This window comes from Pseudomonas sp. ASL4 (assembly GCF_056680395.1).
Genome location: NZ_CM155280.1, coordinates 3,285,280 through 3,309,362, shown reverse-complemented (window position 1 = coordinate 3,309,362; position 24,083 = coordinate 3,285,280). Strand labels below are relative to the sequence as shown.

Genomic DNA, 24,083 nt, shown 5'->3' with positions numbered 1-24,083 from the left:
AAGCCCGCTCCCACAGGGGAAATGTGTTGCATCAGCCCTGCCCGAACACCTGTGAAGGCCGGCGCAGCAACGGATCAAACGGATTAATCCGCGGCCCGATCAACGCCGCTTCGCGCTTGAGCATTTCCACTACCGTCGGCAAGCGATCCGGCCCCAGCCGATCACTCACGGTGGCCACACTCAACGCCGCCACCGCCCGCCCATCTCGATCCAGAATCGGCACCGCCACCCCGGCCATGCCCTGCAACACGCCAGTGTTACGCCCTGCATACCCCAAGTTGCGCACGCTCTCGACTTCCGACCTCAGGAACACCTCGTCATACAGGTGAAAATCCTTCAGTCGCGGCAAGTTGTAATGAATCACTGTGTCGCGCTCTTCTTCCGGCAAAAACGCCAGGATCGCCAGACTACCCTGCCCGACACCCAGCGCCACCCGTCCGCCGATGTCCCCGGTAAAGGTGCGGATCGGAAACGGCCCTTCACTGCGGTCCAGGCAGATCGCATCAAAACCACTGCGAGCCAGCAAAAACAACGAATCCCCCAACGACGCCGACAACCGTAGCAATGCCGGCCGTGCCAGTTCACGCAGGTTGCCGGTATTTCCAGCACGGGCGGCCAAGGCGAAAAAATCCAGACTCAGGCGATAACGTTTGCTGCGAGCGTCCTGCTCGACCATGCCCTCGTCCATCAGGCTACGCAGCAAGCGGTGGGTGGTCGGTTGCGACAGGCCAATGCGCTGGGACAGTTGCGTCACCCGCTCACCGCCCTCAACCGTGTCACCCAGGCTGCGCAGCACCGCAAACAACCTGGAGACCGCACCGACACCGACTTCATTTTTGTTTTCATTCCGCTCAGTGGAATTAGGCATAGATTTTCTCGACTTAAAATTTACTCACTGAATGAAATTGAAAATAGTCATCGCCTCAGTGAAATAGACCATTGAGCCCATCCTATTCTTCGTCCTACTCTGCGTCCATACAGGGGCGATTCGAACAACAGCGGCAGCCGATCCAAGTCGAGCGCCAACGCACCCCGCAGCATCCTTTCGTATCTGCCCATACAAAAAAGCGCGACCCCAGGCCGCGCATAACAATCTCAGGTGGAGCGCAGCTATGGCATTCGTGCAACTTGAAAACCTCGGTAAACGCTACGGCGAAATCGACGCCGTCGTCGCCACCAACCTCTCGGTGGAGAAAGGCGAGTTCGTCTCCCTGCTCGGCCCTTCCGGTTGCGGCAAAACCACCACGCTACAAATGATTGCCGGCTTCGTTGAAGTCAGCAGCGGGCGCATCGTGCTGGACGGTCGCGACATCACCCACGCCAAACCCGCCAGCCGTGGCCTGGGCGTGGTGTTCCAGAGTTACGCGCTGTTCCCGCACATGAGCGTGCAAGACAACGTCGCCTTCGGCCTGCGGATGCGCAAAGTACCCAACACCGAATTGCAGCAACGGGTCGCTCGGGTGTTGAAACTGGTGCGCCTCGACCAGCACGCCGAGCGCTATCCACGGGAGTTGTCTGGTGGTCAGCGTCAGCGAGTCGCGTTGGCCCGGGCCTTGGTGATCGAGCCGCCGGTGCTGCTGCTCGACGAACCGCTGTCCAACCTCGACGCCAACCTGCGCGAAGAGATGCAATTCGAGATTCGCCGCATTCAGCGTGAAGTCGGGATCACCACGCTGATGGTCACCCACGACCAGTCCGAAGCGCTGTCCATCAGCGATCGGGTGGTGGTGATGCAGGCTGGGCGTATCACCCAGATCGACGCGCCCTACACCCTTTATGAGCACCCGCGCACCGAGTTCATTTCCGGGTTTGTCGGCAAGGCCAATCTACTACCCGGCGAGCGTGATGGCGCTGGCGTGGTTCAGGTACACAGCGGCGGCGGCCTGACCCTGAGCCTGCGCCCGGAAAAGATCGACCTACGGGAAAAAGATCACGGCCGTCTGCAAGGCAATATCGTCAGCCGATTCTTCCTCGGCAGCCAATGGTTGTACGGCGTCTCGACGACCCTCGGCGAACTCAGCGTGGTGCGTCGCAACGACGGCTCGGCACCGCTGGCCGAAGGCACGGCGGTGGGCCTGGACTGGGACGCGGCGCTGCTGCGGGTGCTCAGTGTCGACGAGGTGTCGGCATGAGTCTGCTCGCTTCCGTCCGCCAGGGACGCCAAGGGTATTTATTGTCGGCCCCGTCGCTGACGTTGTACTTGGGCCTGCTGGTCATTCCGTTGATGCTGACGCTGCTGCTGTCGTTCAACGTGTTCGACTACAGCACGGGGATCAACAGCAACGCTTACACCCTTGACCACTACAGCAGCCTGCTGGGCGATCCGTACTTCTACGAGATCTTTCTGCGCACGTTCTGGATCAGCGCCCTGACCACCCTGCTCTGCGTGGTGATCGGCGTGCCCGAGGCCTATATCCTCAGCCGCATGGGCGCGCCGTGGCGTTCGATTTTCCTGATTCTGATCCTCACACCGCTGTTGATTTCGGTGGTGGTGCGCGCCTTCGGCTGGAGCCTGTTACTCGGCGCCGACGGCCTGGTCAACCAGACCCTGCAAGCCTTCGGCGGCTCACCGATGAAACTGCTCTACACGCCGTTCGCGGTGGTGATTGCGCTGGTCCACGTGATGCTGCCGTTCATGATCATCCCGGTCTGGACCTCCTTGCAGAAACTCGACCCGGCCGCCGAACAAGCCGCGCTGTCCCTCGGTGCCAGCCACCTCACGGTGATGCGCAAAGTCGTGCTGCCGCAAATCATGCCCGGCGTGCTGTCCGGCACGTTGATCGTGTTCGGCCTCGCGGCCAGCTCCTTTGCGATCCCCGGATTGCTCGGCGGGCGCCGACTGAAAATGGTCGCGACGCTGATCTACGACCAGTACCTGTCGGAGCTGAACTGGCCGATGGGCGCCGCGATCGCCGTGGCGCTGCTGTTGCTCAACCTGCTGATCATGCTGTCGTGGAACCGGATGATCGAAGGCCGCTACAAGAAGTCATTGGGATAACTCGTCATGTCCAAGAACGGTCCTTTCGCCCTGCTGTTTCATACCCTGGTAGTGCTGTTCATGCTCGCGCCGCTGGTGGTGGTGTGCCTGGTGGCCTTCACCCCGGAAAACACCCTGAGCCTGCCGACTACGCACTTTTCTTTGCGCTGGTTTCGTGCGGTTTTTGAACGCGCCGATTTCGTCGATGCGTTCTACAACAGCCTGATCCTCGCGTTCTGCGCTGCAACGTTGGCGACACTGATTGCGGTGCCGGCGGCGCTGGCCATCACCCGTTTTGAGTTTCCCGGACGGGGCTTTTTCAACGGTTTGTTCCTGTCGCCGATCATCATTCCGCACTTGGTGCTGGGGGTGGCGTTGCTGCGGTTGTTTGCGCTGATGGGTGTGAATGGCAGTTTCGGCTGGCTGATCTTCGCCCATGTGCTGGTGATCACGCCGTATGTGCTGCGGCTGGTGCTGGCGTCGGCGATTGGTCTGGATCGCAGCGCTGAACATGCCGCGCAATCGTTGGGTGCCGGGCGTTTCACGCTGTTCCGGCAAATCACTTTACCGATGATTTTGCCCGGTGTGGCGGGTGGTTGGCTGTTGGCGTTTATCAACAGTTTCGATGAAGTCACGTTGTCGATTTTCGTGACTTCGCCGGCCACGCAAACCTTGCCGGTGCGGATGTACGTGTACGCCACCGAATCCATCGATCCAATGATGGCGGCGGTGTCGGCACTGGTGATTGGCCTGACCGCTTTGACGATGATTTTGCTCGATCGGGTCTATGGCCTGGATCGGGTTCTGGTAGGAAAACAATGAGGGCGCCATGGCTCTGCTGAAACGACTGGCCGAAGGCGACCGCCCGGCCCTGAACTTTACCCTCGACGGCAAACCGGCCAGCGGTTTGCTCGGCGACACCGTGCTGACCGCCGTACTGACCTGCAGCGAACACCTGCGCGGCAGCGACTTCAGCGCCCAACCCCGCGCCGGTTTCTGCCTGATGGGCGCGTGCCAGGATTGCTGGGTTCGCCTGGGCGATGGCCGCCGGGTGCGAGCCTGCTCGACGCTGCTCGAAGCGGGCCAACAGATCAGCCGCGAACCGGGGCGCTCGGTATGAACACCCTCTCTATCTGCCAACCCTGGATCCCCTGTGGGAGCGAGCTTGCTCGCGATGGCGATCTGTCAGCCGCCATCTCTGTTGAATGTGCCGCTGCCTTCGCGAGCAAGCCCGCTCCCACAGGGGTTCGGCGTCGATCACAAACATTGCGGGCAACTCCAATCAAATGTGGGCGTTGGGTATGAATTCGGTGATTGTTGTTGGCGCCGGGCCTGCCGGGATTCGTGCCGCGCAAACCTTGGTCGCAAATGGTGTTCGTCCAATCTTGCTGGATGAGGCAGCTAGAGGTGGCGGGCAGATTTATCGGCGTCAGCCAGCGAATTTCAAGCGCTCGGCGGTCAAGCTGTATGGCTTCGAAGCGCGCAAGGCCAGCGCGATTCATCAGACCCTCGACGAACTTCGCGAACAGCTCGACTACCGTCCGGAAACTCTGGTGTGGAACGCGCAGGACGGTGCTCTCGACACCTTGCACGATAACCGCGCCACGCGCCTGCCATTCTCCCGGGTGATCGTCGCCACCGGCGCCACCGACCGGATTTTGCCGGTGCCGGGCTGGACCTTGCCGGGGGTTTACAGCCTCGGTGCGGCGCAGATTGCGCTGAAGTTCCAAGGCTGCGCCATCGGCGAACGGGTGGTGTTCGCCGGCAGCGGACCGTTGCTGTACCTGGTCGCCTATCAATACGCCAAGGCTGGCGCGAAGGTGGTGGCGGTGCTCGACAGTTCGCCCTTCCGCGCCCAGGCCCGTGCCCTGCCCGGCCTGCTCTCACAACCGGCAACTCTCGCCAAAGGCATTTATTACCGCAGTTGGCTGACTGCCCACGGCATCCCGGTGCATCAGGGCGCCAGCCTTATCCAGGTCAACGGCGAACAACGCGTGCAATCGCTGAACTGGCGTAACACCAAAGGCTCACAGCAAATCGACTGCGACGCCGTCGCCTTCGCCCACGGCTTGCGCAGCGAAACCCAACTCGCCGACCTGCTCGGCTGTGAATTCGCCTGGAACCCGCTCAACCGTGCCTGGCTGCCGCAACGTGACAGCGCCGGGCGCAGCAGTGTCGCCGAGGTGTACCTGGCCGGTGACGGCGCCGGGATCATGGGCGCCGATGCCGTCGAAATGGCCGGCGAACGCGCAGCGCTGGCCCTGCTTGAAGACATCGGCTACCTGATCCCGACAGAGCGCCCCGCCGCTCTTGAGCAATCACTGAAACGGATCGGCACGTTCCGCAAAGGGCTGGAGCAAGCCTTCGCCTTTCCCGAGAACTGGGCCGCCAACACCCTGGATGACCTGATCGTCTGCCGCTGCGAAGAGGTGCTAGCCGGCGATATCCGTCAGGTAGTGCGCGAAGGCCACTGGGAGATCAACCGGGTCAAGGCTCATTGCCGGGTCGGCATGGGACGCTGCCAAGGCCGGATGTGCGGCGCGGCGGCGGCGGAAATCATTGCCTGTGAAAGCCAGCGCTCCGTGTCGGACATCGGTCGACTACGGGCTCAGTCGCCGATCAAACCGCTGCCGTTTGGCCTGGAGGTCGAGCCATGATCGAAGTCGATGCAATCATCATTGGCGGCGGCATTGTCGGCGCCTCGGCCGCGCTGTTTCTGAGCAAGGCCGGCCGTCGTGTGGCGTTGCTGGAACGGGACTTTTGCGGCTCCCACTCCAGTGGCGTGAACTACGGCGGCGTGCGCCGTCAGGGCCGACCATTGTCGCAACTACCACTGTCGCAACAGGCTCACGAGATCTGGGCACAACTGCCGCAGTTGCTCGGCATCGACGGTGAGTACCAACGCAGCGGTCACCTGAAACTGGCGCGCAGCTTCAACGACCTGCGCGCCTTGCAGGACTACGCCGCCAGCAGCCAGGGCTTCGGCCTCGACTTGCAGATCCTCGATCGCGATGAACTACGCGCCTGCTTCCCTTGGGTCGGGGATGTGGCTGTCGGCGCGTCGTTTTGCCCCGACGACGGCCACGCCAACCCGCGACTGGTGTCCCCGGCGTTTGCCCAAACAGCGCGTCGACATGGCGCGCAAATCCATGAGCAATGCGCGGTCACAGAAGTGGATCACGACGGCCAGCACTTTCACGTCAGCACTCAAACCGGCCTCAAGCTTCGCGCGCCGTGGCTGTTGAATTGCGCCGGGGCCTGGGCCGGCAGCCTCGCGGCACAGTTTGGCGAAGCGGTGCCGATGCACGCCGGGCACCCGGCGATGCTGGTCACCGAACCGTTGCCGCTGATGATGAACGCCAGCACCGGGGTCGAGGGCGGTGGCATCTATGCCCGCCAGGTCACCCGCGGCAACTGTGTGTTGGGCGGTGGCCAGGGCTTTGCCCTCGACGACGTCCGCGCCCGACCCGGTCAAAACGCGGTGCTCGAAATTCTCCGCCAAGCCGTCGAGCTCTACCCCTTTTTAGAAGGCGCCCAGGCGATTCGCACCTGGAGCGGCACCGAAGGTTACTTGCCAGATCGCCAACCGGTGATCGGGCACAGCGGCACCCAGCCCGGTCTGTTGCACGGGTTTGGCTTTGCCGGCGCCGGTTTCCAGATCGGCCCGGCGGTGGGCCAGGCGCTCACCGAGATCATCTGCAGCGGCGCCCCCAAGACGTCGCTGGATGCGTTTTCCATCACCCGGTTTCACTCCATCTCCGTTGCTTGATAGAGGAAGGTCGCGCCAATGAATAACCTCAAACGCACTGCACTGCTCGGTTTCTCCTGCATGAGCGCCCTGCTCACGGTCACTCAGGCCCAGGCCGAACCAACGCTTTACCTGGGCATGAACGGCGGGACCATGGAGCGGCTTTACGCCGACAAGGTGCTGCCGGTTTTCGAGAAAGCCAACAACGTCAAAGTGGTGATCGTGCCAGGGACTTCCGCCGACATCCTGGCCAAGGTCCAGGCCAGCAAGGGCAATCCGCAGCTGCACGTGATGTTCCTCGACGACGGCATCATGTACCGCGCCATCTCCATGGGGTTGTGCGACAAACTCGAAGACAACCCGACCCTGGCGCAGATTCCGGCCAAGGGCCGCATCAAGGAGCAGGCCGTAGCCGTCAGCCTCGGCGTCACCGGATTGGCCTACAACACGCGGTTGTTCAAGGAAAAAGGCTGGGCCGCGCCGACCTCATGGATGGACATGGCCGACCCGCGTTTCAAGGACAAAGTGGTGTTCCAGTCGATGGCCTCCTCGACCTTCGGCCTCCATGGTTTCCTGATGTTCAACCGGATCCAGGGCGGCAGCGAAACCGACGTCGAACCGGGCTTCAAGGCCTGGCCGAACACCGTGGGGCGCAACGTGCTGGAGTACATCCCGAGCTCGGCGAAGATTTCCGAGATGCTGCAAACCGATGAAGCGGCGCTGTTCCCGCTGACGCCGACTCAAGTCACAGCGCTGAAACTCAAGGGCATGCCGGTGGAATATGCGCAGCCGAAGGAAGGCGCCGTGGTGCTCAACGTCGCCGAATGTACGATCGCCAACAACACTCAGCCGCAATTGGCGCAGAAACTCGCGGCGTTCCTGCTGACACCAGACGCACAAGCGGCTGCGCTTGAAGATGGCGACCAGATCCCGTCCAACCCTAACACCCCGACCACTGATAAGACGCGTGGTCAGGTTGAGGCGATGAAGCAGTATCTTGAGACCGCGATTGCGATTGATTGGGACCAGGTGAATGAACAGCGTCCGGCGTGGAATGCGCGGTGGAATCGGAGTATCGAGCGCTAGCAGGCAACACCCACACACCCATGGCTCCTACAGGGGTTTGCACAAAGTCAGAAACCGACGTCGAGCACTACGCTGTCGAGGTACGTCCCCGCTGGCGGTGTGGTCTGGTCGGTGTAGATTTTGGCGTTGTAATTGAAGACCTGACTCCCGGTGCCCAAACCGTTGCCAGGGTTGACCTCGGCATCGGAACTGGCCCGGCGCGCACTACCGACACTGCCCCAACGGGTGGTGCCGGCGCTTTTGAAGATGTCGTAGGCCAGGTAATTGCTGCCGGAAATCATCCGCCGTCGCCCACCGACACTGATCGCTTGCTGACCATCACTCAGGCCCACGGTATAAGCGCTGCCCTTGGTGCAAGCGAGGTTGATGGTCTGGCCGGTGACCGCAGTAAACGCACTGATCACCGGGGCGCTGCCGAAGCTGATGTTCGGCGCGGTGATAGTGCAGTCGTTGGCCACGGTCAGGTTAACCGTCAGGGTGGTGTTGCCGCTGCCGATGTCACGCCCCAGGCACACGCTGCCAATGCCGATGCCGGAACAGTAATTCCAGCTCCAGGCAATGCTCAGGGTTTCGCTATAGATGCCCGCCGCGACGTTGCTGCCAATGGTCGTCCCCAGATAAATCGGCACGGTTTTCGGCACCACGCTGCCGAGCAAACCCAGCGAATCGATAATGCCGTTACGGGCGAAGTCGAACGCCACACCGCGGGTCAGTGGGTAACTGGTGGAGTTGTTGCCGTACAGCGTGTAGCCAATGATGTCGCCGGTCGGACCGAGCAACCCGGTTTGCGTGGAGGTGACCGTGGCATAGAAATGGTCGGTGCTGGTTAACAATGAAAGCAACGACCCGGTGCAACTCAACCCCGCATTGGTGGTGGAGCTGGACTGCGACGTGGTGCGCACCGCAATCGAACTCAACGAGCCGAACGCCACGGGCGAGGTGCTGACCACCGAACACAACGCCCACGCCGAACCCGGCAGCCAGAGCGCCAGCAGTGCCAACCCCTTCATTTGCACACCAACGGCCCGATCAGCGGGATCTGGTCCTGCTTCATGTCCACGGCAAACTGCACCTGACAGGTCTTCCCGTCGGCCAGGGTCACCCGCAGACTGTTTTGCGCCTGTAGATTTTCCAGGTATACCAGCCCGTCCCAACCGACCACGGTTTGCGTGCCGCTTTGCTCATGCACGACGCCACTGCCCAGGGGTAATTCTTGCTGCCGTGCATCCACCAGCACGATGCTCGCGGCGACTATCCGGTTCAACGGAAACTCCAGCAGATAACCGCTGCCACGCCGCACTGCGATCCGCTGTTCGACGTTAGGGCTGCGCACGTTGGCTGGCAGGTTCAGCGGGTCGATTTCGTATTTACCGCGGTAATACGCGCTGCTCCACGGCACCAGCAGGTGGCCGTTGCGGTCGGTCTGGCCGACCAACTGGTTTTCGTAGCGCACCGGAATGTCCGCATAGCCGTCGGTGCTGACCACTACAAATGCATCGTCGATCCGGTTGGCAGCGAACAACTGACGGTCCATCCAGACCAACGAGCCGCTGGCATCGGCCCAACGGGTTTCAGCCTCGCTGGTGCCGTAGACCCCGGCTTGCAATTGCACCGATTGCAGGCGCCAGGTCAGGTCGGCCTGACGATAAGTCGGCGCGTCGCCCTGAGCGTAACCGAGGTTGAAACCCACCCCGCCTTCGGTCGGCACGGCTCGGCTGTAATTGACCCGCTGCTGGGTTTGCCCGGTCTTACTGCGTTCGCTGCTGATCGCCAGACTGCCGTGCAGATCGAACGGGATCACCAGTTGCGCCTGCACCGCCCAGTTGCTGTCACCGATTTCGCGGTTGCCCGACAGATAGAAACTGGTATCGCGCCACAGCGGTTTGCTCCAGGTCAGGTTGAGCAAACGGGTACGCGATTCGTCCGCTGCACGCACGTCGAAATAACCGACACCGAGGCTGCCCCAGGAATCAAGGTTAAGGCTCAGGGTTGCCTGTTCGCTACGTTTGCTCAGGGTCGTGTAAGGGGTGTCGATCACCGTCAGGTCGGCGTATTGATCACGTCGTTGCATACGTTGATACGAGAAGCTGTAGCGCTGGCTGCTGTACTGATAGCCGAGGCTCAATTGCTGGCCGCTTTCGCCGTCGAACTGGCTCTGGCTAAGCGCGGTATTGAGGACGCCGAAATTGCCCAGCCTCAGGTTGCCGCCCAAGCCGCCAAGGGTCAGGGAGTCCGAGGCTTCGGCGTGGCTTTCGAGGGTGAAGTTGTCGCTCAGGCCGTAACGCAAACTGCCGGACGTGACGCCTGGTCCGTAGCCGAAATCTCGAAGGCCGTAGTCCCGACGCAAGGTCCCGGCGGCCACGGAAAAATCGCTCAAGCCCTTTTGCAGCAAACTGCTGGTGACGTAGAACGGCACCGTGGTCGAGACCTGCCGGCCCAAGGCATCGGTGGTGACGACGACCGCTTCGCCGGCGCCATTGATGAACGGAATATTGGTCAGGGTGTACGGCCCCGGTTGCAGGTCGGCGCTGCTGGATTTGTAGCCATTGATGAACAAATCCACCGAGGACGGCACCGCCGCTTCACCGGCAAACTGCGGCAACGGGTAGGTCACCAGGTCCGGGCGCACACCGAAGTCACGGGACAACTGCACCCCGCCGAGGCGCACCGAACTGCTCCAGGGCAAGGCGCCGCTGACCAGGTCCCCGGCCTCATACGTCAGCAGCCGCTCGTCATCGGAGTAGCGCCAAGTGGTGTCGTAGCGCAGATAGCCATTGTTCGACGTGCTGACCGCCTCCCCCGACAAGGTGCGGCGGTACTGCCCGGTGTTGGACAGCGTGCCCCAACTGTCGAACAGCCGCACTTCGTTCCATGCCGCGAGGTAGGTGCCGGCATCATCGGTGTCGTTGAGGTACAGGTCGTAGTTGAGCAAGGCCCCGAAACTGCTGAGTGCCGGGGTGCGCGGGTAGGCTTGGCGGTTGCCGACGAATTGCTCCGGCAACCAGTCCGGCGGCACGTTGAGCAGTAGCCTTTGACCGACACTGTCGTACTCGCTGTGCAGGCCCGGCAAGCTGTCGAGGTCAACTTCGGCGCTGATGTTTTCCGGCAGTTTCATGCCACTGTCGCGCAGCGCCGAGGCTGGCAGAAAAAATCGCCCGCCCCGCTGATCCACCGCCACGACTCGCCCGGTATTCATCTGATTGACCACCAACTCCAGAAACAACTGTGCATCGGCCACGGCCTCCATGCCGCTGGGCGGAGGCGGCAAGTCGCCGGCCTCGGCTAGAGGGATGATCACCAGCCAACACGCGCAGGTCGCCGCCCACAACGGACACTGGAAACTGCGAGCCCAACGCTGGCTCATTCGCGCTTTATGTCCGTCAATGGACTCTGCCCTCCTTTATTCCAGCTATGTGTGCGCTAAACCTGTGGCGAGGGAGCTTGCTCCCGTTCGGCTGCGCAGCAGTCGTAATCCATTCATCGCGCGACATCTGACACACCGCGCTGCCGGGTTTTGGGGGCTGCTGCGCAGCCCAACGGAGCGATGCGGCGTTCCGACAAGCCCCCTCGCCACAAAAGCCCAAAAGCCCTGGAATCACCGCTGTGGTGCGACGCTCTGCACCTGGCTCGCCCCATTCACCCGCACCTGCAACGCCGGGTCCCCGGCCATCGGCCCCGGCGCGGGCCAGCGCATGATTGCGCCGGGCAACACATAACCGAGCAAACCTTCCACCAGCGGTTTGGTCTGGCCGCCCTGCTTGAGCGCGACATCGGTCAATCGCGCATGTACCGCGCCCTGGTTGCGCACCTCCACATACGAACGACCGTCCACCGCCACGGTGCGCCAGCTCAGGTCCGGCAGGCCGATGCCCTTGGGATCACGTTGGCGGGTGGTGTCCTCCTTGCTCCACAACCCGGCACCGTAGGCAAACAACGGCACCGAATAACGCATCTGGAAACGGATCGCCGCAGCGGTCTTGCCATCTTCAGCAGCAGGCGGTTTGGCCGAGGGGATTTCGTCGATGATGATGCGGTAAGCCAGCTCCTGCCCCGGCGGTATCTCCCGGGTGCGGGTCAGTCGTACCAATTGTTTCTGGCCCGGTTCGATCTTCGCCACTGGCGGGCTGCCGATCACGTCGCGCTGGTTCTGGTACTGGTCGTTGAAGCCGCTCTGGCTCCAGGCGAACACCCGGATTTGCAGGTTGGCGGTCTCGCTGCCACGGTTTTCCAGCCACAAGGCACTGGCCTGTTGATCGGCCTCCAGCACCGGATCGATCGGCCAGATCAGCACCGAACTGGCGGCCTGTGCCTTGACCGTCCCGAGTAACACCATCGCCAACCCCGTACAGCGCAAGACCTGTGACCACATGTGCTGCTCCTTTTCAAAACGCCGCATTACCACGACAGCTGCACCTGCAGCACATCGCTGTATGTCCCCCCAGGCTGATTGCCCGGCAACTGCACCTGACCGTAAATCGGCAGGCTGATGTTGTTCGCATCGGTGTAAGCCACCGCCACGCTTTGGCCGATCCCCAGGCTCTGGCTGAATGCCGCATCGCTAAACAGCGAGTACGCCACCCGGTTGCTGCCGGTCGTGAGCTGCATGTGCCGCCCGCTGCTGTTGTACTGACCGCCATCGACGGTCATGTTCAGGGTCACCCCCGGCGTGCATTGCAACTGCACGCCACCGGTCAATGACACCTGCACCGTGCTGGTGGCCAAGGCCGACAGGCTGCCAAAGTTGAGGCTGCCGTAGTTCGAGACCCCGCCCACCACCAGACAACCGGCGGTCACCGTGGCGCTGACCTGGAAACTCTGGCTCGTCACCGCCGCCAGCGGCAACGGCACACTGCCCGCACACAGCAGGAGCAGCGCCGCACAGCCATGGCGGGCCATCGCACTAGAAGGTCAGTTGGACTGAAACGGTATCGGTGTAGGTGCCGGCCGGCAGTCCCGCCTTGCCCACGGCTTTGCCATAGATGTTCACCGCCTGCGTCTGGCCGGTACTGGCGGTCAGGTTGATCACACCGTTGATGGCCAGCAGTTGAGAGTGAGCGGCGTCGGTATAGAAGTCGTAAGGCACGTAATTGGCGACGCCGTCGTATAACGCTCGGGTGCCACCCGTGGACTGCGCGTCATGGCTGCCAGCGCCGACGGTGATGGTTGGCGAGGTGCCACTGGAGCACTGAACCGACAGCGCCCCGCCACCACCGCCCAGCACCTGGCCGTCGGCTTCGGTGAACAAACTGGTGGTGGTGCCGAAGTTCACGGTACCGAAATTAAGTCCAGTGGTACCGGCCGTGCCGTTGACCAGACAACTGCTGGTCAGGATCAGCGTGGAACTGATCTGCCCGGTGACGGTGGTTGCGGCCTGAGCGCTGGACACCAGCGCCAGGCCGAGCAATGACAAACCGATCCTTGATACAAGCATGTGCATGGTGTCCGTCCTCTACGGGTTTACCAATCGAGCGTCACCGTCAGGGTGTCGGTGTAGACACCGGCCGGAACCGCGCGGGTATTCGCCACCACCGAGCCAAATACCGGGATAGGTATCCGCGCAGCGCTGTTCACAGCGAAATTGTGTTGTTGGCCGATGCTGTAGCTCTGACTGCCCGAGGCATCGAGGAACAATTGATAAGGGAGGGTCTGGCTGCCGTTGCTCAGGCGTCGGGTCGTACCGTCACCATGGGCGCCGCCGTCGATGCTGACGGTGAACCCGGTGACCGAAGGGTTGCAGGCGACATTCAGCTTGCCGCTGCCATCGTCGCTGAGGCTGGCCTTGATCGGCTTGGTCCAGGTCGGGCCTTGCTGGCCGAAATCCAGGCTGCCGAAATCGCTGACCGGGCTGCCGGGGCTGGCGCCATTGGTCACTTCGCAACCGGCGATGATAACCAGCCGCGCGTGGATCTGCCCGCTGACCGCCGCTTGGGCGCCCTCGGCGAGCAAAAACAGTACGCCCACGGCGATAACCATCCAGTGCTTGCTTGTCATCGTGCTAATCCCAACTCCCTCAGGACGCCAAAACCCGAACGTTCAACGAGGAACGCCCCCTTCCCTGCGCCACCCGATTCCATCGGGGGCAAGTTGCACAGTTGCTGCTACCAGGTGACAGTCACTTTCACCAGGTCTGAATAACGGCTGACACGGGGAATCTCCGCCAGCCGTTCGATACGGGCATACAAAGGTAAATCCACGGAACCGTTATCCGGCACGCGGCCGCTTATCGGGACGTTCACCGCCAGCGGGATCAGTCGCGCGGGGTCCTGGTAGAGCCGATAAGGGATAGGTTTGCTGTGTTCGGCGGAACCCGCCATGTAACGCACATCGCCGACGCCACCGTGCTGGCCGCCATCGACGCGTAATTGATAAGGCGTGTCGGGGTTGCATTCCAGACGCGGCAGATGCTCATTCATCAACGCCGCGCCCAACGGCCCGGCCGGGTCATCCAGCCGCGAGGTGCTGCCGAAGTCCAGCACCCCCAGTTGCTCGACGCCCGCACTGCGTTGCTGCCCCACTAACTGACAGCCACGCTGCACGTCGACGCGCACCTCCACCTGGAGTTCTGCGGCCAGCGCTTGCGTGCCGAGCATCATGCTCAGCGTTGCCAATACCCGAACTCCATTCACGGCCTCATTCCTTGTGAGGGTGACTTCTGAAAATCAGGTTAGCAACGCAACGGGAATTCGCCAGTCATGGGGCTCCGTCGGCCCGCTCAATGTGGTGGGGTTGTGTATCGAATTGTTGGAAAAACGCTGATACACCGACGGGAAACAAGCTGTACAACCCGCAGGTTTTTGTCTGACTATGCAATGGCTATGTCAACACGAGTGGTGGGGCGATTCCCCGTTTGGTTACACTACTGCGCCGCAGCTCGCTGAGCCGGCCTGAAGAACCCAGGGGTGACATTATCGTGGCCGTTCTACCGCCAATCCGTTCGCGACTCATACGCTGGCCCGCGCTGCGCCGTTTGCTCGGCAAAGCCATTGCGTCGCCTGCCAGCGGGAACGCCAGCCATCGAGTCATCCACGACTACTTTCACCATAAGGCGCTCGCCCAGGGCTACACCCTCAGCCACAGCCAGCAGCGAGTGATCGACTGTATGGCGCAACATGCGACAACGCTGCTGGGTGCATCGGCGAAAACCCTGCCCGGCCTTTACCTGTACGGCGCTGTCGGTCGCGGTAAAAGCTGGTTGCTGGACGGGTTTTTCCAGGCCATCCCCCTCGCGCAAAAACAGCGCCTGCACTTTCATGAGTTTTTCGCGCAGCTGCATCAGGGCATGTTCAGCCATCGTGACCAACCTGATCCCTTGGCGAACACCCTTGATGAGTTGTTGCTGGATTGTCGGGTGTTGTGTTTCGACGAGTTTCACGTCCACGACATCGGCGATGCGATGCTCATCACCCGGCTGTTCAAGGCGTTGTTCCGCCGTGGCATCCTGCTGCTGGTGACCTCCAACTACCCACCCGAAGGTTTGCTGCCGAACCCGCTCTACCATGCGCGTTTCAAACCGGTGATCGACCTGATCAACACGCGCATGCAGGTCCTGGAAGTCGGCGGTCCTCATGACTATCGCAGTCAGGCGCGAACCCATACCCAGCAGGTGTTTACCCAGGGCCGGTACGTCTGGCCGGCGACGCAAGCCCAGCGTCAGGCGTTGAACCTGCCTGAAAGTGCTTTGCCCCTGGCGTTGCCGGTCGGAACACGGCATCTGCCAGCACGGTACTGCGAAGGGCGAGCCGTCGGTTTTACCTTCAGCGATCTGTGCGACCACCCCACCGCCGTGATGGATTACCTGGAACTGTGCCGGCGTTTCGATCACTGGGTCATCGATGAACTGCCCAGCCTCAACGATTGTTCGATCGCGGCGCAGCAACGGTTTATCAACCTGATCGACGTTTTGTACGATCAGGACAAACATTTGGTGCTACTGGGGCAGCGTTCGTTGCGGGAAAGTCTGGATGGGGATGCCATTGACCTCGCGCGGACACGTAGCCGGTTGGGGCAGTTGGTGGAGGTTCGGGAACTGGTTTAACCAATAGATTTTCGGATTGGCTGCCGGCCTCTTCGCGAGCAAGCCCGCTCCCACAGGGAATTTGTGTTGATCACACATTATGTGTACGACACAAAATAACTGTGGGAGTGGGCTTGCTCGCGAAGGCGGCCTGCCCGGCACCACAACTTCCCGCTATCATGTCGCCCATTCTCAGAGCCCCGCGCCCTACTACTCGATCAATAGCGAATTCGTTCATGAATACCCTTGCACAACTGCGAGCCGGTGAGCTGGCAGGCATCACCCGTCTGGACCTGGTCTGCGGCCTGACCGAGTTCCCCCGGGAAATCTTCGACCTGGCGGATTCGCTGGAGATACTCAACCTTAGCGGCAACGCCTTGAGCAGCCTGCCGGACGACCTGCACCGACTGACTCGTCTGCGAATTCTGTTCTGCTCGGACAACCAGTTCACCGAGCTGCCGGCCTGCCTGGGTCAATGCGCCGCGCTGAGCATGATCGGCTTCAGGGCCAACCGCATCGAACAGGTGCCGGCCGCCGCCCTGCCGCCGCTGCTGCGCTGGCTGATCCTGACCGACAACCGCATCAGCGAACTGCCGACCGAGTTGGGTGAACGTCCGCTCATGCAAAAACTGATGCTCGCCGGCAACCACTTGCAGCAATTGCCCGAAAGCCTGGTTCAATGCCATCGACTGGAACTGTTGCGCATCTCGGCCAACCGCTTCACCGAACTGCCTGAGTGGCTGCTGAGCCTGCCGGCCCTGACCTGGCTGGCCTACGCCGGTAACCCGCTGGAAACCGAAGCCGATGCGGCCGCCCTTGAGGCCACACCGAGCATCCCGTGGTCAGAGCTGCACCTTGAGCAAAAACTCGGTGAAGGCGCTTCGGGGGTGATTCATCGCGCTACCTGGCAACGACCGGGGCAAGCGGATACTCAGGTCGCGGTAAAACTGTACAAAGGCGAAATGACCAGCGATGGCTCGCCGCTACACGAAATGAACGCCTGCATCACCGCAGGCCTGCACCCCAACCTGATCCGCATCGAAGGGCGAATTGTCGACCATCCGCAAGCCCAGGCCGGGCTGGTGATGCATTTGATTGACCCGAGTTATCGCAACCTCGCGGCGTTGCCAAGCCTGGCGTCCTGCAGCCGTGACGTTTACACCGATGACACGCGGTTCAGCGCGGACGTGGCATTGCGCATCGCCCGTGGCATCGCTAGCGCGGCAGAGCACTTGCACGAACAAGGCATCACCCACGGCGATCTCTACGGCCACAACATTATGTGGAACGAGCACGGTGACTGTCTGCTGGGCGACTTTGGCGGTGCGTCTTTCCACGCCACCACGGACAACCTTGAAACTCGCGCGCTGCAACGGATCGAAGTGCGGGCGTTCGGGGTGTTGTTGGGGGAATTGCTGGAGCGGATCGACTCGGGGTTGAGCGACGAAGCTCGGGTGACGCTGGAGGACCTTGAGCAGCGTTGCTGTCAGCCAGATGTACTGGCGCGGCCGGGCTTTAGCGAGATTGTGCGGGAATTGAATGGCCGGTGACCGCTTCGCAGTCATTCGTCGGATCGCCGCCCGGAGCAGGCCCGCTCCCACAGTGGTTTTGTGTCGTGCACATAATGTGTGACCAACACAGATCAACTGTGGGAGCGGGCTTGCTCGCGAAGACGGCCTGTCAAACAACAAAGCTGTCAATGCTGTAAACGCTTAACCCGCCAACCCGACAAACATGTCCTGCACGTCATCATGGTTATCGAGGCCTTCGAGGAAGGCTTCAACTTCAGCCATGTGCTCGTCGCTCAAACCGCTGACCGGGTTCTTCGGCTGGTAGCCCAATTTGGCCGACAACACGGTGAAACCTTGCTCAGGCAGGGCTTTCTGCACCGCGTCCAGGTCTGCAGGCTCGGTCAGGAACAGGGTCGTGCCCTCTTCTTCACCCGGTTCGAAATCCTGGGCGCCGGCTTCGATGGCGGCCATTTCCGGATCGGCGTCAGGGCTGTCCGGGGACGCCTCGATCATGCCGACATGGTTGAAGTCCCAGGACACCGAACCGGACGCGCCCAATTGGCCCTTGCGGAATGCCACGCGGATTTCAGCGACGGTACGGTTGATGTTGTCGGTCACGCATTCAACGATCAGCGGCACCTGATGCGGGGCGAAGCCTTCGTAGGTCACGCGATGGTATTGCACGGTTTCGCCCACCAGGCCCGCGCCTTTCTTGATCGCGCGATCGAGGGTTTCCTTGGGCATCGAGGCTTTCTTGGCCTGTTCAACCACCAGACGCAAGTGTGCGTTAGTGGTGATATCAGCGCCGTTACGCGCAGCAATGGTGATTTCTTTCACCAGTTTGCCGAAGATCTTGCCCTTGGCGTTGGATGCCGCTTCTTTGTGTTTAACCTTCCACTGTGCGCCCATTACTCACTCTCTTGATCTGTGGCGCCGAGACATCTATTGGCCGACGCATGGCGGCAAGTTTATACGGCCTAAAGTCGGCAATCGACCAAAAATTCCATCCTGTACACCGACAGGACGCGTCGACATCTTCAACAGTGCTTGTAGGAGGATTCTGAAAAGTCGATTTGCGATGACTATTCAGGGCTGTGGTTTCGTACCCTCTGCGCCCCGTATGACATGGCAGAAGCACACGCGATGCACAACGACAAGGAAAGTCCCTTCACCTTGACCCTCGTCGAGGATGATTTGAGTCTGCAAGTGCTGCAGTTCAGTGGCTATGAAAGCCTCAATCAGCCCTATCGGTTCGACATCGAAGTGATCGGCCTGGCCCCGGCAATGAACCTCGAGCGACTGCTGCAACGACAGGCCTTTCTGAGCCTCGGTGATGGCCAGGGCATTCACGGCATTTTGCACAGTGCCAGTCGCGAGTACCGTGGCCCGCACCGGATCGGCTATCGACTGGTGCTGGTGCCGTATCTGCAACGCCTTGAACAACAGCGCACCCGACGGGTATTCCATCAGCTCAACGTGCCAGCGATTTTGCGCCAGTTATTGGAAGAACACGCATTGCCCGAGTACGGCTACCGCTTTGAACTCAGCACCGGGCACTACCCGGTACGGCCCTTTTGCATTCAATACGAAGAAACCGATCTGGCCTTGCTGCATAGGCTCTGCGAAGAAGAAGGCATTCACTATCACTTCGAACACCGCCGCGACGGGCATGTACTGGTGCTGGCCGATGATAGCCAGAGTTTCCCCCAGGCCCCGGTGCTGACACCTTTCCAGGGCGATCCGCTTGAGGAGCCGGCCTTTGCCACGATCCGCGAATTGTTTCAACGCCATGACTCGCCGCTGATCCTGCCGCAGAGATTGATTCACGACAGAAGCTGCGCCGCCGTCAGCTTTGGCGCAGCCAATCATCCGCTGATCGGTAAAAACCTGTTGAGCACGCGCCCTGCTGCCAGGCAACTGCACGGCGAGCAACGCAGTCGTCGGACGCTGGAACGGCTGCGCTGCCAACACCGGCAGGTCCATGGCCAAAGCGATCAGACGGGATTACTCAGCGGACGTATCGTGCAAGTGGAGCAACACCCAGTGGCGAGCTTCAACGACCAATGGCTGCTCACCGAGATCCGGCACCAAGGGCAACAACCCTCGATCCTCGCTCAAGACAAACCCTTTGCAGTCCCCGGCTACTGCAACCGGTTTAGCGCCATTCCCTGGTCGACGGTGTTCCGGCCCGCGCTCAAACAACTCAGGCCAAACATTCCCGGCTTTCAACCCGCTCAAGTGCTGGGCGAGCCCGGACAACCGGCGGCGCTCGATGAACAGGGCCGGATTCAGGTCAGCCTGTGGCCGGGACTGGCTGAGCAGGAGCCGGTTGGCCTGTGGCTGCCAGTGGCCATCGGTGCGTCCGACGACTCGTCCAGGCTCCCCGCTGCCGGCACTGATGTATACATCAGTTTTCTCGACAGCGACCCGGACCGACCGATCCTTTGCACCGGCTCAAGCCTGCCGCCCCCACACCTCACCCGCCCCCCGCCACCGCGCGGCGACACCCGCCTGCTGCTCGATTGGCTGGTCAATCGCCCGGATATACCCTGATGCCCACATTAGATTAGAGATTGAGCCAACATCGAACACCTGTGGCGAGGGAGCTTGCTCCCGCGGGGCTGCGAAGCGGCCCCCGGCATTCTGTCAGGCGCACCGCATTGGCTGACTTTACGACTGCTTCGCAGCCGAACGGGAGCAAGCTCCCTCGCCACAAGTAAGCGCCCTCACCACAGGTTCGGTGTCAGGGTTTAAAAGAACCCTGTGGCTCACCCCTTATCCGCCTTCCCCGCCGCCGCGGCGAATTTCGCCAGGCGCACGTCCAGACGCCGTGGCCGGTGACCGTGGTCTTCGGCGTGTTCCTTGCGGCGGATGGCGTTGCGCACCATCAATGAACCCAGGTAACGAATCGGCTCCGGCGGGAAGTAACCCAACGGCCCGTTGACCAGCGGCGAGCGGGTCCACGGGTTATCAAGGCCTTGCACCATCGAGGCAAGAATCTGCCCGCCCATATGGCACGGCCCGACCCCGCTGCCGGAGTAACCGAAGCCGTAAAACACATTGCCGCTGGCGCTCATCTGGCCGAAGAACGGCAAACCGGTGACCGAACGATCCGAGGGACCGTTCCAGGTGGCCTCGACCTTGACCTCGGCAAATGCCGGAAAGAAGTCCGTCAGGCTGCTGCGCAACAGACCGGCATAGGGCGACGGTTGATCGAACACCGGCAACATCCGCCCGCCGTAGGCGAAGGTGTTGCCACCCTTGCCGAGCATGATCCGGCCGTCCGGGGTGTTGTGGTAGTAGTGCACGAAAATCCGCGAATCAAGCACCGTTACGCCACTGGTCAAGCCGATTTCACTGAGCAACTCCGGGCGCGGTTCGGTGATCAGCATGTCGCTGGAGACAATCGCCACGCTGCGTTCGAACTGCGGGAAGGCCCGGGCCATCCAGGCGTTCATCGCCAACACCACTCGATCTGCACGGACGGCGCCGCTCGGAGTGTGAATCGCCGCCGGCGTGCCCTCCTCCAGCCCGGTCATCGCGGTGTTTTCATGAATCCGCACACCGAGTTGCAACGCCACCCGGCGCAAGCCGCGCACCAGTTTGCCCGGTTGTACGCTAGCCGCTGCCGGGGAAAACCAGCCTTCCAGGTGTTTGCCGGACCCGGCCATGCGCTGCACATCCGCCACCGGTCGCTGAGTAAAGGAGTTGATGCCGTTGCGTTCCAGCGCGGCGATCACCGCGTCGGTCGAGCCGCACTGGGCGCGATTGGTCGCGGTGTAAAGAGTGCCGTCGAGGCGGTAATCGGCATCGATTCCGTACTGTTCGCAGAACGCACCGATGGCGTGGATGCTGCGCTCCGACTCCTTGACCAGCCGCACCGCTTCTTCGACGCCGAACAACCGTTCAAGAGTGAAGTACTTGGCCGACCACGACAGTGCGCATCCGCCGTTGCGCCCACTGGCGCCGGCGCCGCAGATGTCGGCTTCGATCAGCAGCACGTCGAGTTCGGGGTTTTGCTCCTTGAGCATGATCGCGGTCCACAGCCCGGTGTAGCCGCCGCCGACGATGCAGACGTCGGCGCGGGTGTCGCCGTCCAGCGCCGGGCAAGTTGCGGATGCATCGGCCTTCAAGGCTTGCTCCAGCCAAAAGGGTCTCATCGGGATTCTCCAGTCAGATGTCCACATGCCAACCTGCCGCCAGTGCAGCAGGCCGCGAGGGAAAGGGTTTCAGGTACGCAGGGGTTTGATGCTGATCGGCTGGTTGGGCACGAAGGTGGAGTCGGTTTGCAAGCCCGCCGGGCGGCTGTTCCAGTGCGGGATCAGCACGAACGCCGAGAACATCGCGCAACCGGCGAAGACGATGAACACCGTGACCGAATCGAAATAGCCCGGCAGTAAACCACCGAGAATCGCCCCGACCGAACCGCAGCCGTTCACAAAACCCGCCGCCGTGGCGCCGGCCTTGGCCGTGCCGAAATCAATCGCCGCCGCGCCGCTGATCATCGAGTCCGGCCCGTAAAGGGTCAGGCCCATGACAAACAACAGCGCCACCACCATCAACACGCTGCCGGTGTGCAAGGCACCCATGAACAGCGCCAGGGAAACCGTCAGCGCCAACAGACTGATTACACACGCCGGCATCCGCCGGGCGCCGAACAGCTTGTCGGAGGCCAAACCGATCATGATCGGCCCGAGTAGCCCGGCCAGTTCAAAAGACGTGGGAATGATCGCCGCGCCGACCTTGCCCACCGAGGGCATTTGTTCGAAAACAATCACCGGCCCCCACAGCAAAATCGCGTAACGCGCCGGTTTCAGCAGGAAGTACGAGAGCCCGAGTACCAGCACGGTGCGGTTGCGTAGGATTTCCTTTAACGGCTCCCAAACGCTGATCTTGCTTTGTGCGTAGGCCGCTTCGACGCTCAACTCCGGTTCTGGCTCCACGGCGGGCAAGCCGACGTCTTCAGGTTTGTTGCGCTGAAGAAAGAAGAACAGCACCGCCACCACGCCGACCACCGCCGCACTGGAAAAGAACGCCGCGTGCCAGGTGCCGATCAGTGTGTAGGCCCACCAACCGGCGAATGGTGAAGCCACCAATCCACCAAAGGCGTAGCAGGAGCTCCACAACCCGAGCACCCGCCCGCGCTGTTCGGCGGGGAAGAAACTGCCGAGGTTCTTGCACAGTCCCGACCATCCGGTGGACTGGGCCAACCCTTGAATCAGCATGCAAGTAGCGAAGATCGGCAACGTAGCAAAACTGCCCATCACCACCGCGGCCGCGGCGGAAATCAGCAGCCCGCCGAGCACCACGACCCGTGGGCCAAAGCGGTCGGCGAGGATGCCCCAGGTGAATTGGCCAATGGCGTAGGCCGCCAGATAGATCGCGTCGAGGTTGGCCATGGCCATTTTGTCGAGCAGGAAGGTAGGGTCTTCGCCGATCCCCAGTTTGGCCACGGAAAACGCTTTGCGAGTGAAGTAGAAAGCGGCGTAAGCGAGCCAGGTGATCGCGAAGATCTGCACGCGCCAACGCTTGATGGTGCCGATGGGATTGTTCATTGTGGTTCTGACCTCAGGGTGTGAGTGTGCCGGCAGAAATTAAGAAATAACGCCTGTTTTTTTATTGTTGAGCACTTCGATATCGCTGCTTCCCTGAGGCGATATCGGTCAGATGAGTCCTGCTGTTGCACGCACAGGCTCATGGCGCCCGATGCTGTTCGACTGACCAGTCACCGGGGCTGAGGCCGATAAAAACAATTACTGATTAATAAGTGAAATCGATTTATCGTATTTCCAATATAAGTTCAGCTTGTTACTGGAGGTTCGATGTCGGTCTCCCACGCCCAGCTCAAAGCCTTCCACGCCGTGGCCGTGCACGGCGGCTTCACCAAAGCCGCCGAGCGGCTGTTTCTCACGCAACCGGCGATTTCCGACCAAGTGCGCAAACTCGAAGAGCGGTTTGGGGTGCTGCTGTTCCACCGCAACAAACGCTCGGTACGCCTGACCGACCTCGGTGAGCGCTTGTTGAGCATCACCCAGCGCCTGTTCGTCATCGAAGCCGAAGCCCAGGAGTTATTGCAGGACTCCCAGGCGTTGCAGACCGGCAGCCTGATCCTCGCCGTGGATGCACCGGTGCACGTACTGCCGCAGATCGCCCGGTTTTGCGAGCGATACCCCGGCATCAGCGTGAAGATCGAAACCGGCAACACTGATGAGTCGTTGTTTCGGCTGTTCAACTATCAGGCCGACCTGGCGTTGCTCGGCCGGGATGTCAGCGACGAGCGATTGATCTCGCTGCCGTTGCGCAATGACCCGATGGTGGCGTTCGTCTCGCGCAGTCATCCGTGGGCGAGTCGCGAGTCCATCTGCCTGGCGGACCTGGACGACACGCCGCTGGTGCTGCGGGAAATCGGTTCGGTGACGCGCCAGACCCTGGAAGAGGAAATGGCCGGGGCCGGGTTTCGGATTCGTCCGGCGATTGAGGTTGAAGGCCGGGAAGCGGCGCGCGAAGCGGTGGTGGTCGGGATTGGTGTCGGGGTAGTGTCAGCGGCGGAGTTTGGTGCAGATTCGCGGGTTTGCGCGTTGCCGATTACCGACTGCAAGCGGCGGCTGACCGAGACGCTGGTGTGCTTGCGCGAGCAGAGTTCGCGGCGGGTGGTGGCGACGTTTCTGGAGATGGTGCGCGAGAGTCTTGTGTAGGCAGGTCCGGCCCCTTCGCGGGCAAGCCACGCTCCCACAGGTTTGCGCCGTA

22 protein-coding genes are annotated in these 24,083 nt (G+C 61.5%); 11 read left to right on the top strand and 11 right to left on the bottom strand.

The features are described 5' to 3' along the window. Positions 1-31 precede the first annotated feature (31 nt). Positions 32-868 carry an IclR family transcriptional regulator gene (locus AC1MEW_RS14865; RefSeq protein ID WP_201257137.1) on the bottom strand — a complete coding sequence of 279 codons (837 nt, stop codon included), beginning with the start codon at positions 866-868 and terminating at the stop codon, positions 32-34. A 244-nt stretch (positions 869-1,112) separates the two neighbouring features. Here AC1MEW_RS14865 and AC1MEW_RS14860 point away from each other — a divergent pair, with 244 nt between their 5' ends. From AC1MEW_RS14860 to AC1MEW_RS14830, 7 genes are all read left to right on the top strand, one after another. Continuing rightward, on the top strand, positions 1,113-2,132 hold the full coding sequence (locus AC1MEW_RS14860; RefSeq protein WP_201257136.1) for an ABC transporter ATP-binding protein: 1,020 nt from the start codon (positions 1,113-1,115) through the stop codon (positions 2,130-2,132). After that, positions 2,129-2,998 carry an ABC transporter permease gene (locus AC1MEW_RS14855; protein ID WP_480426751.1) on the top strand — a complete coding sequence of 290 codons (870 nt, stop codon included), beginning with the start codon at positions 2,129-2,131 and terminating at the stop codon, positions 2,996-2,998. Before AC1MEW_RS14860 ends, AC1MEW_RS14855 begins: the two co-directional genes overlap by 4 nt. Before the next feature lie 6 nt (positions 2,999-3,004). Then, positions 3,005-3,799, top strand: a complete 795-nt coding sequence (locus AC1MEW_RS14850; protein ID WP_201197080.1) for an ABC transporter permease — start codon at positions 3,005-3,007, stop codon at positions 3,797-3,799. A 7-nt stretch (positions 3,800-3,806) separates the two neighbouring features. Further along, on the top strand, positions 3,807-4,097 hold the full coding sequence (locus AC1MEW_RS14845; protein ID WP_480426749.1) for a (2Fe-2S)-binding protein: 291 nt from the start codon (positions 3,807-3,809) through the stop codon (positions 4,095-4,097). Positions 4,098-4,278: 181 nt separating this feature from the next. Next, positions 4,279-5,634 carry an FAD/NAD(P)-dependent oxidoreductase gene (locus AC1MEW_RS14840; RefSeq protein WP_480426747.1) on the top strand — a complete coding sequence of 452 codons (1,356 nt, stop codon included), beginning with the start codon at positions 4,279-4,281 and terminating at the stop codon, positions 5,632-5,634. Further along, the gene (locus AC1MEW_RS14835) at positions 5,631-6,746 is read left to right on the top strand and encodes an NAD(P)/FAD-dependent oxidoreductase (RefSeq protein ID WP_480426744.1); all 1,116 of its coding nucleotides are present in this window, start codon (positions 5,631-5,633) and stop codon (positions 6,744-6,746) included. The genes AC1MEW_RS14840 and AC1MEW_RS14835 overlap by 4 nt, the downstream gene beginning before the upstream one ends. Positions 6,747-6,764: 18 nt before the next feature. After that, entirely contained in the window at positions 6,765-7,811 is a 1,047-nt protein-coding gene (locus tag AC1MEW_RS14830; protein ID WP_480426743.1) for an ABC transporter substrate-binding protein, read from the top strand. A 47-nt stretch (positions 7,812-7,858) separates the two neighbouring features. On the opposite strand, the gene AC1MEW_RS14825 is transcribed toward AC1MEW_RS14830, so the two are convergent. The 7 genes from AC1MEW_RS14825 to AC1MEW_RS14795 form a co-directional block, all read right to left on the bottom strand. After that, entirely contained in the window at positions 7,859-8,821 is a 963-nt protein-coding gene (locus AC1MEW_RS14825) for a Csu type fimbrial protein (RefSeq protein ID WP_322269023.1), read from the bottom strand. Then, the gene (locus AC1MEW_RS14820) at positions 8,818-11,175 is read right to left on the bottom strand and encodes a fimbria/pilus outer membrane usher protein (protein WP_480426740.1); all 2,358 of its coding nucleotides are present in this window, start codon (positions 11,173-11,175) and stop codon (positions 8,818-8,820) included. Before AC1MEW_RS14820 ends, AC1MEW_RS14825 begins: the two co-directional genes overlap by 4 nt. 231 nt (positions 11,176-11,406) lie before the next feature. Beyond that, the gene (locus AC1MEW_RS14815) at positions 11,407-12,180 is read right to left on the bottom strand and encodes a fimbrial biogenesis chaperone (RefSeq protein WP_322269024.1); all 774 of its coding nucleotides are present in this window, start codon (positions 12,178-12,180) and stop codon (positions 11,407-11,409) included. A gap of 26 nt (positions 12,181-12,206) precedes the next feature. Beyond that, entirely contained in the window at positions 12,207-12,707 is a 501-nt protein-coding gene (locus AC1MEW_RS14810) for a Csu type fimbrial protein (protein ID WP_322269025.1), read from the bottom strand. A gap of 4 nt (positions 12,708-12,711) precedes the next feature. Next, positions 12,712-13,248 carry a Csu type fimbrial protein gene (locus tag AC1MEW_RS14805; RefSeq protein ID WP_201204686.1) on the bottom strand — a complete coding sequence of 179 codons (537 nt, stop codon included), beginning with the start codon at positions 13,246-13,248 and terminating at the stop codon, positions 12,712-12,714. A 20-nt stretch (positions 13,249-13,268) separates the two neighbouring features. Next, a complete protein-coding gene (locus AC1MEW_RS14800; protein WP_201204688.1) occupies positions 13,269-13,802 on the bottom strand; it encodes a Csu type fimbrial protein in 534 nt (177 codons plus the stop codon). Positions 13,803-13,909: 107 nt separating this feature from the next. Beyond that, positions 13,910-14,404 (bottom strand): Csu type fimbrial protein, encoded by a 495-nt coding sequence (locus tag AC1MEW_RS14795; protein ID WP_207200324.1) that lies wholly within the window; start codon positions 14,402-14,404, stop codon positions 13,910-13,912. 317 nt (positions 14,405-14,721) lie between these two features. Between AC1MEW_RS14795 and zapE the strand changes: the two genes are divergently transcribed. Together zapE and AC1MEW_RS14785 are read left to right on the top strand one after the other, a co-directional pair. Then, on the top strand, positions 14,722-15,846 hold the full coding sequence (zapE, locus tag AC1MEW_RS14790) for a cell division protein ZapE (RefSeq protein ID WP_201257127.1): 1,125 nt from the start codon (positions 14,722-14,724) through the stop codon (positions 15,844-15,846). 215 nt (positions 15,847-16,061) lie between these two features. Continuing rightward, entirely contained in the window at positions 16,062-17,375 is a 1,314-nt protein-coding gene (locus AC1MEW_RS14785; RefSeq protein ID WP_480426737.1) for a leucine-rich repeat-containing protein kinase family protein, read from the top strand. Between the two features lie 162 nt (positions 17,376-17,537). On the opposite strand, the gene AC1MEW_RS14780 is transcribed toward AC1MEW_RS14785, so the two are convergent. Next, a complete protein-coding gene (locus tag AC1MEW_RS14780) occupies positions 17,538-18,245 on the bottom strand; it encodes a YebC/PmpR family DNA-binding transcriptional regulator (protein ID WP_480426735.1) in 708 nt (235 codons plus the stop codon). Positions 18,246-18,479: 234 nt separating this feature from the next. Between AC1MEW_RS14780 and AC1MEW_RS14775 the strand changes: the two genes are divergently transcribed. Then, positions 18,480-19,889, top strand: coding sequence for a type VI secretion system Vgr family protein (locus AC1MEW_RS14775; RefSeq protein WP_480426733.1), 1,410 nt, complete (start codon positions 18,480-18,482; stop codon positions 19,887-19,889). Positions 19,890-20,104: 215 nt separating this feature from the next. Here the strand turns inward: AC1MEW_RS14775 and AC1MEW_RS14770 are convergent, their stop codons facing one another. Beyond that, positions 20,105-21,502 carry an FAD-dependent oxidoreductase gene (locus AC1MEW_RS14770; RefSeq protein WP_323570519.1) on the bottom strand — a complete coding sequence of 466 codons (1,398 nt, stop codon included), beginning with the start codon at positions 21,500-21,502 and terminating at the stop codon, positions 20,105-20,107. Between the two features lie 63 nt (positions 21,503-21,565). Then, positions 21,566-22,891 (bottom strand): MFS transporter, encoded by a 1,326-nt coding sequence (locus tag AC1MEW_RS14765; RefSeq protein WP_480426731.1) that lies wholly within the window; start codon positions 22,889-22,891, stop codon positions 21,566-21,568. A 267-nt stretch (positions 22,892-23,158) separates the two neighbouring features. Between AC1MEW_RS14765 and AC1MEW_RS14760 the strand changes: the two genes are divergently transcribed. Further along, on the top strand, positions 23,159-24,031 hold the full coding sequence (locus tag AC1MEW_RS14760; RefSeq protein WP_201257125.1) for a LysR family transcriptional regulator: 873 nt from the start codon (positions 23,159-23,161) through the stop codon (positions 24,029-24,031). Positions 24,032-24,083: the final 52 nt, after the last annotated feature.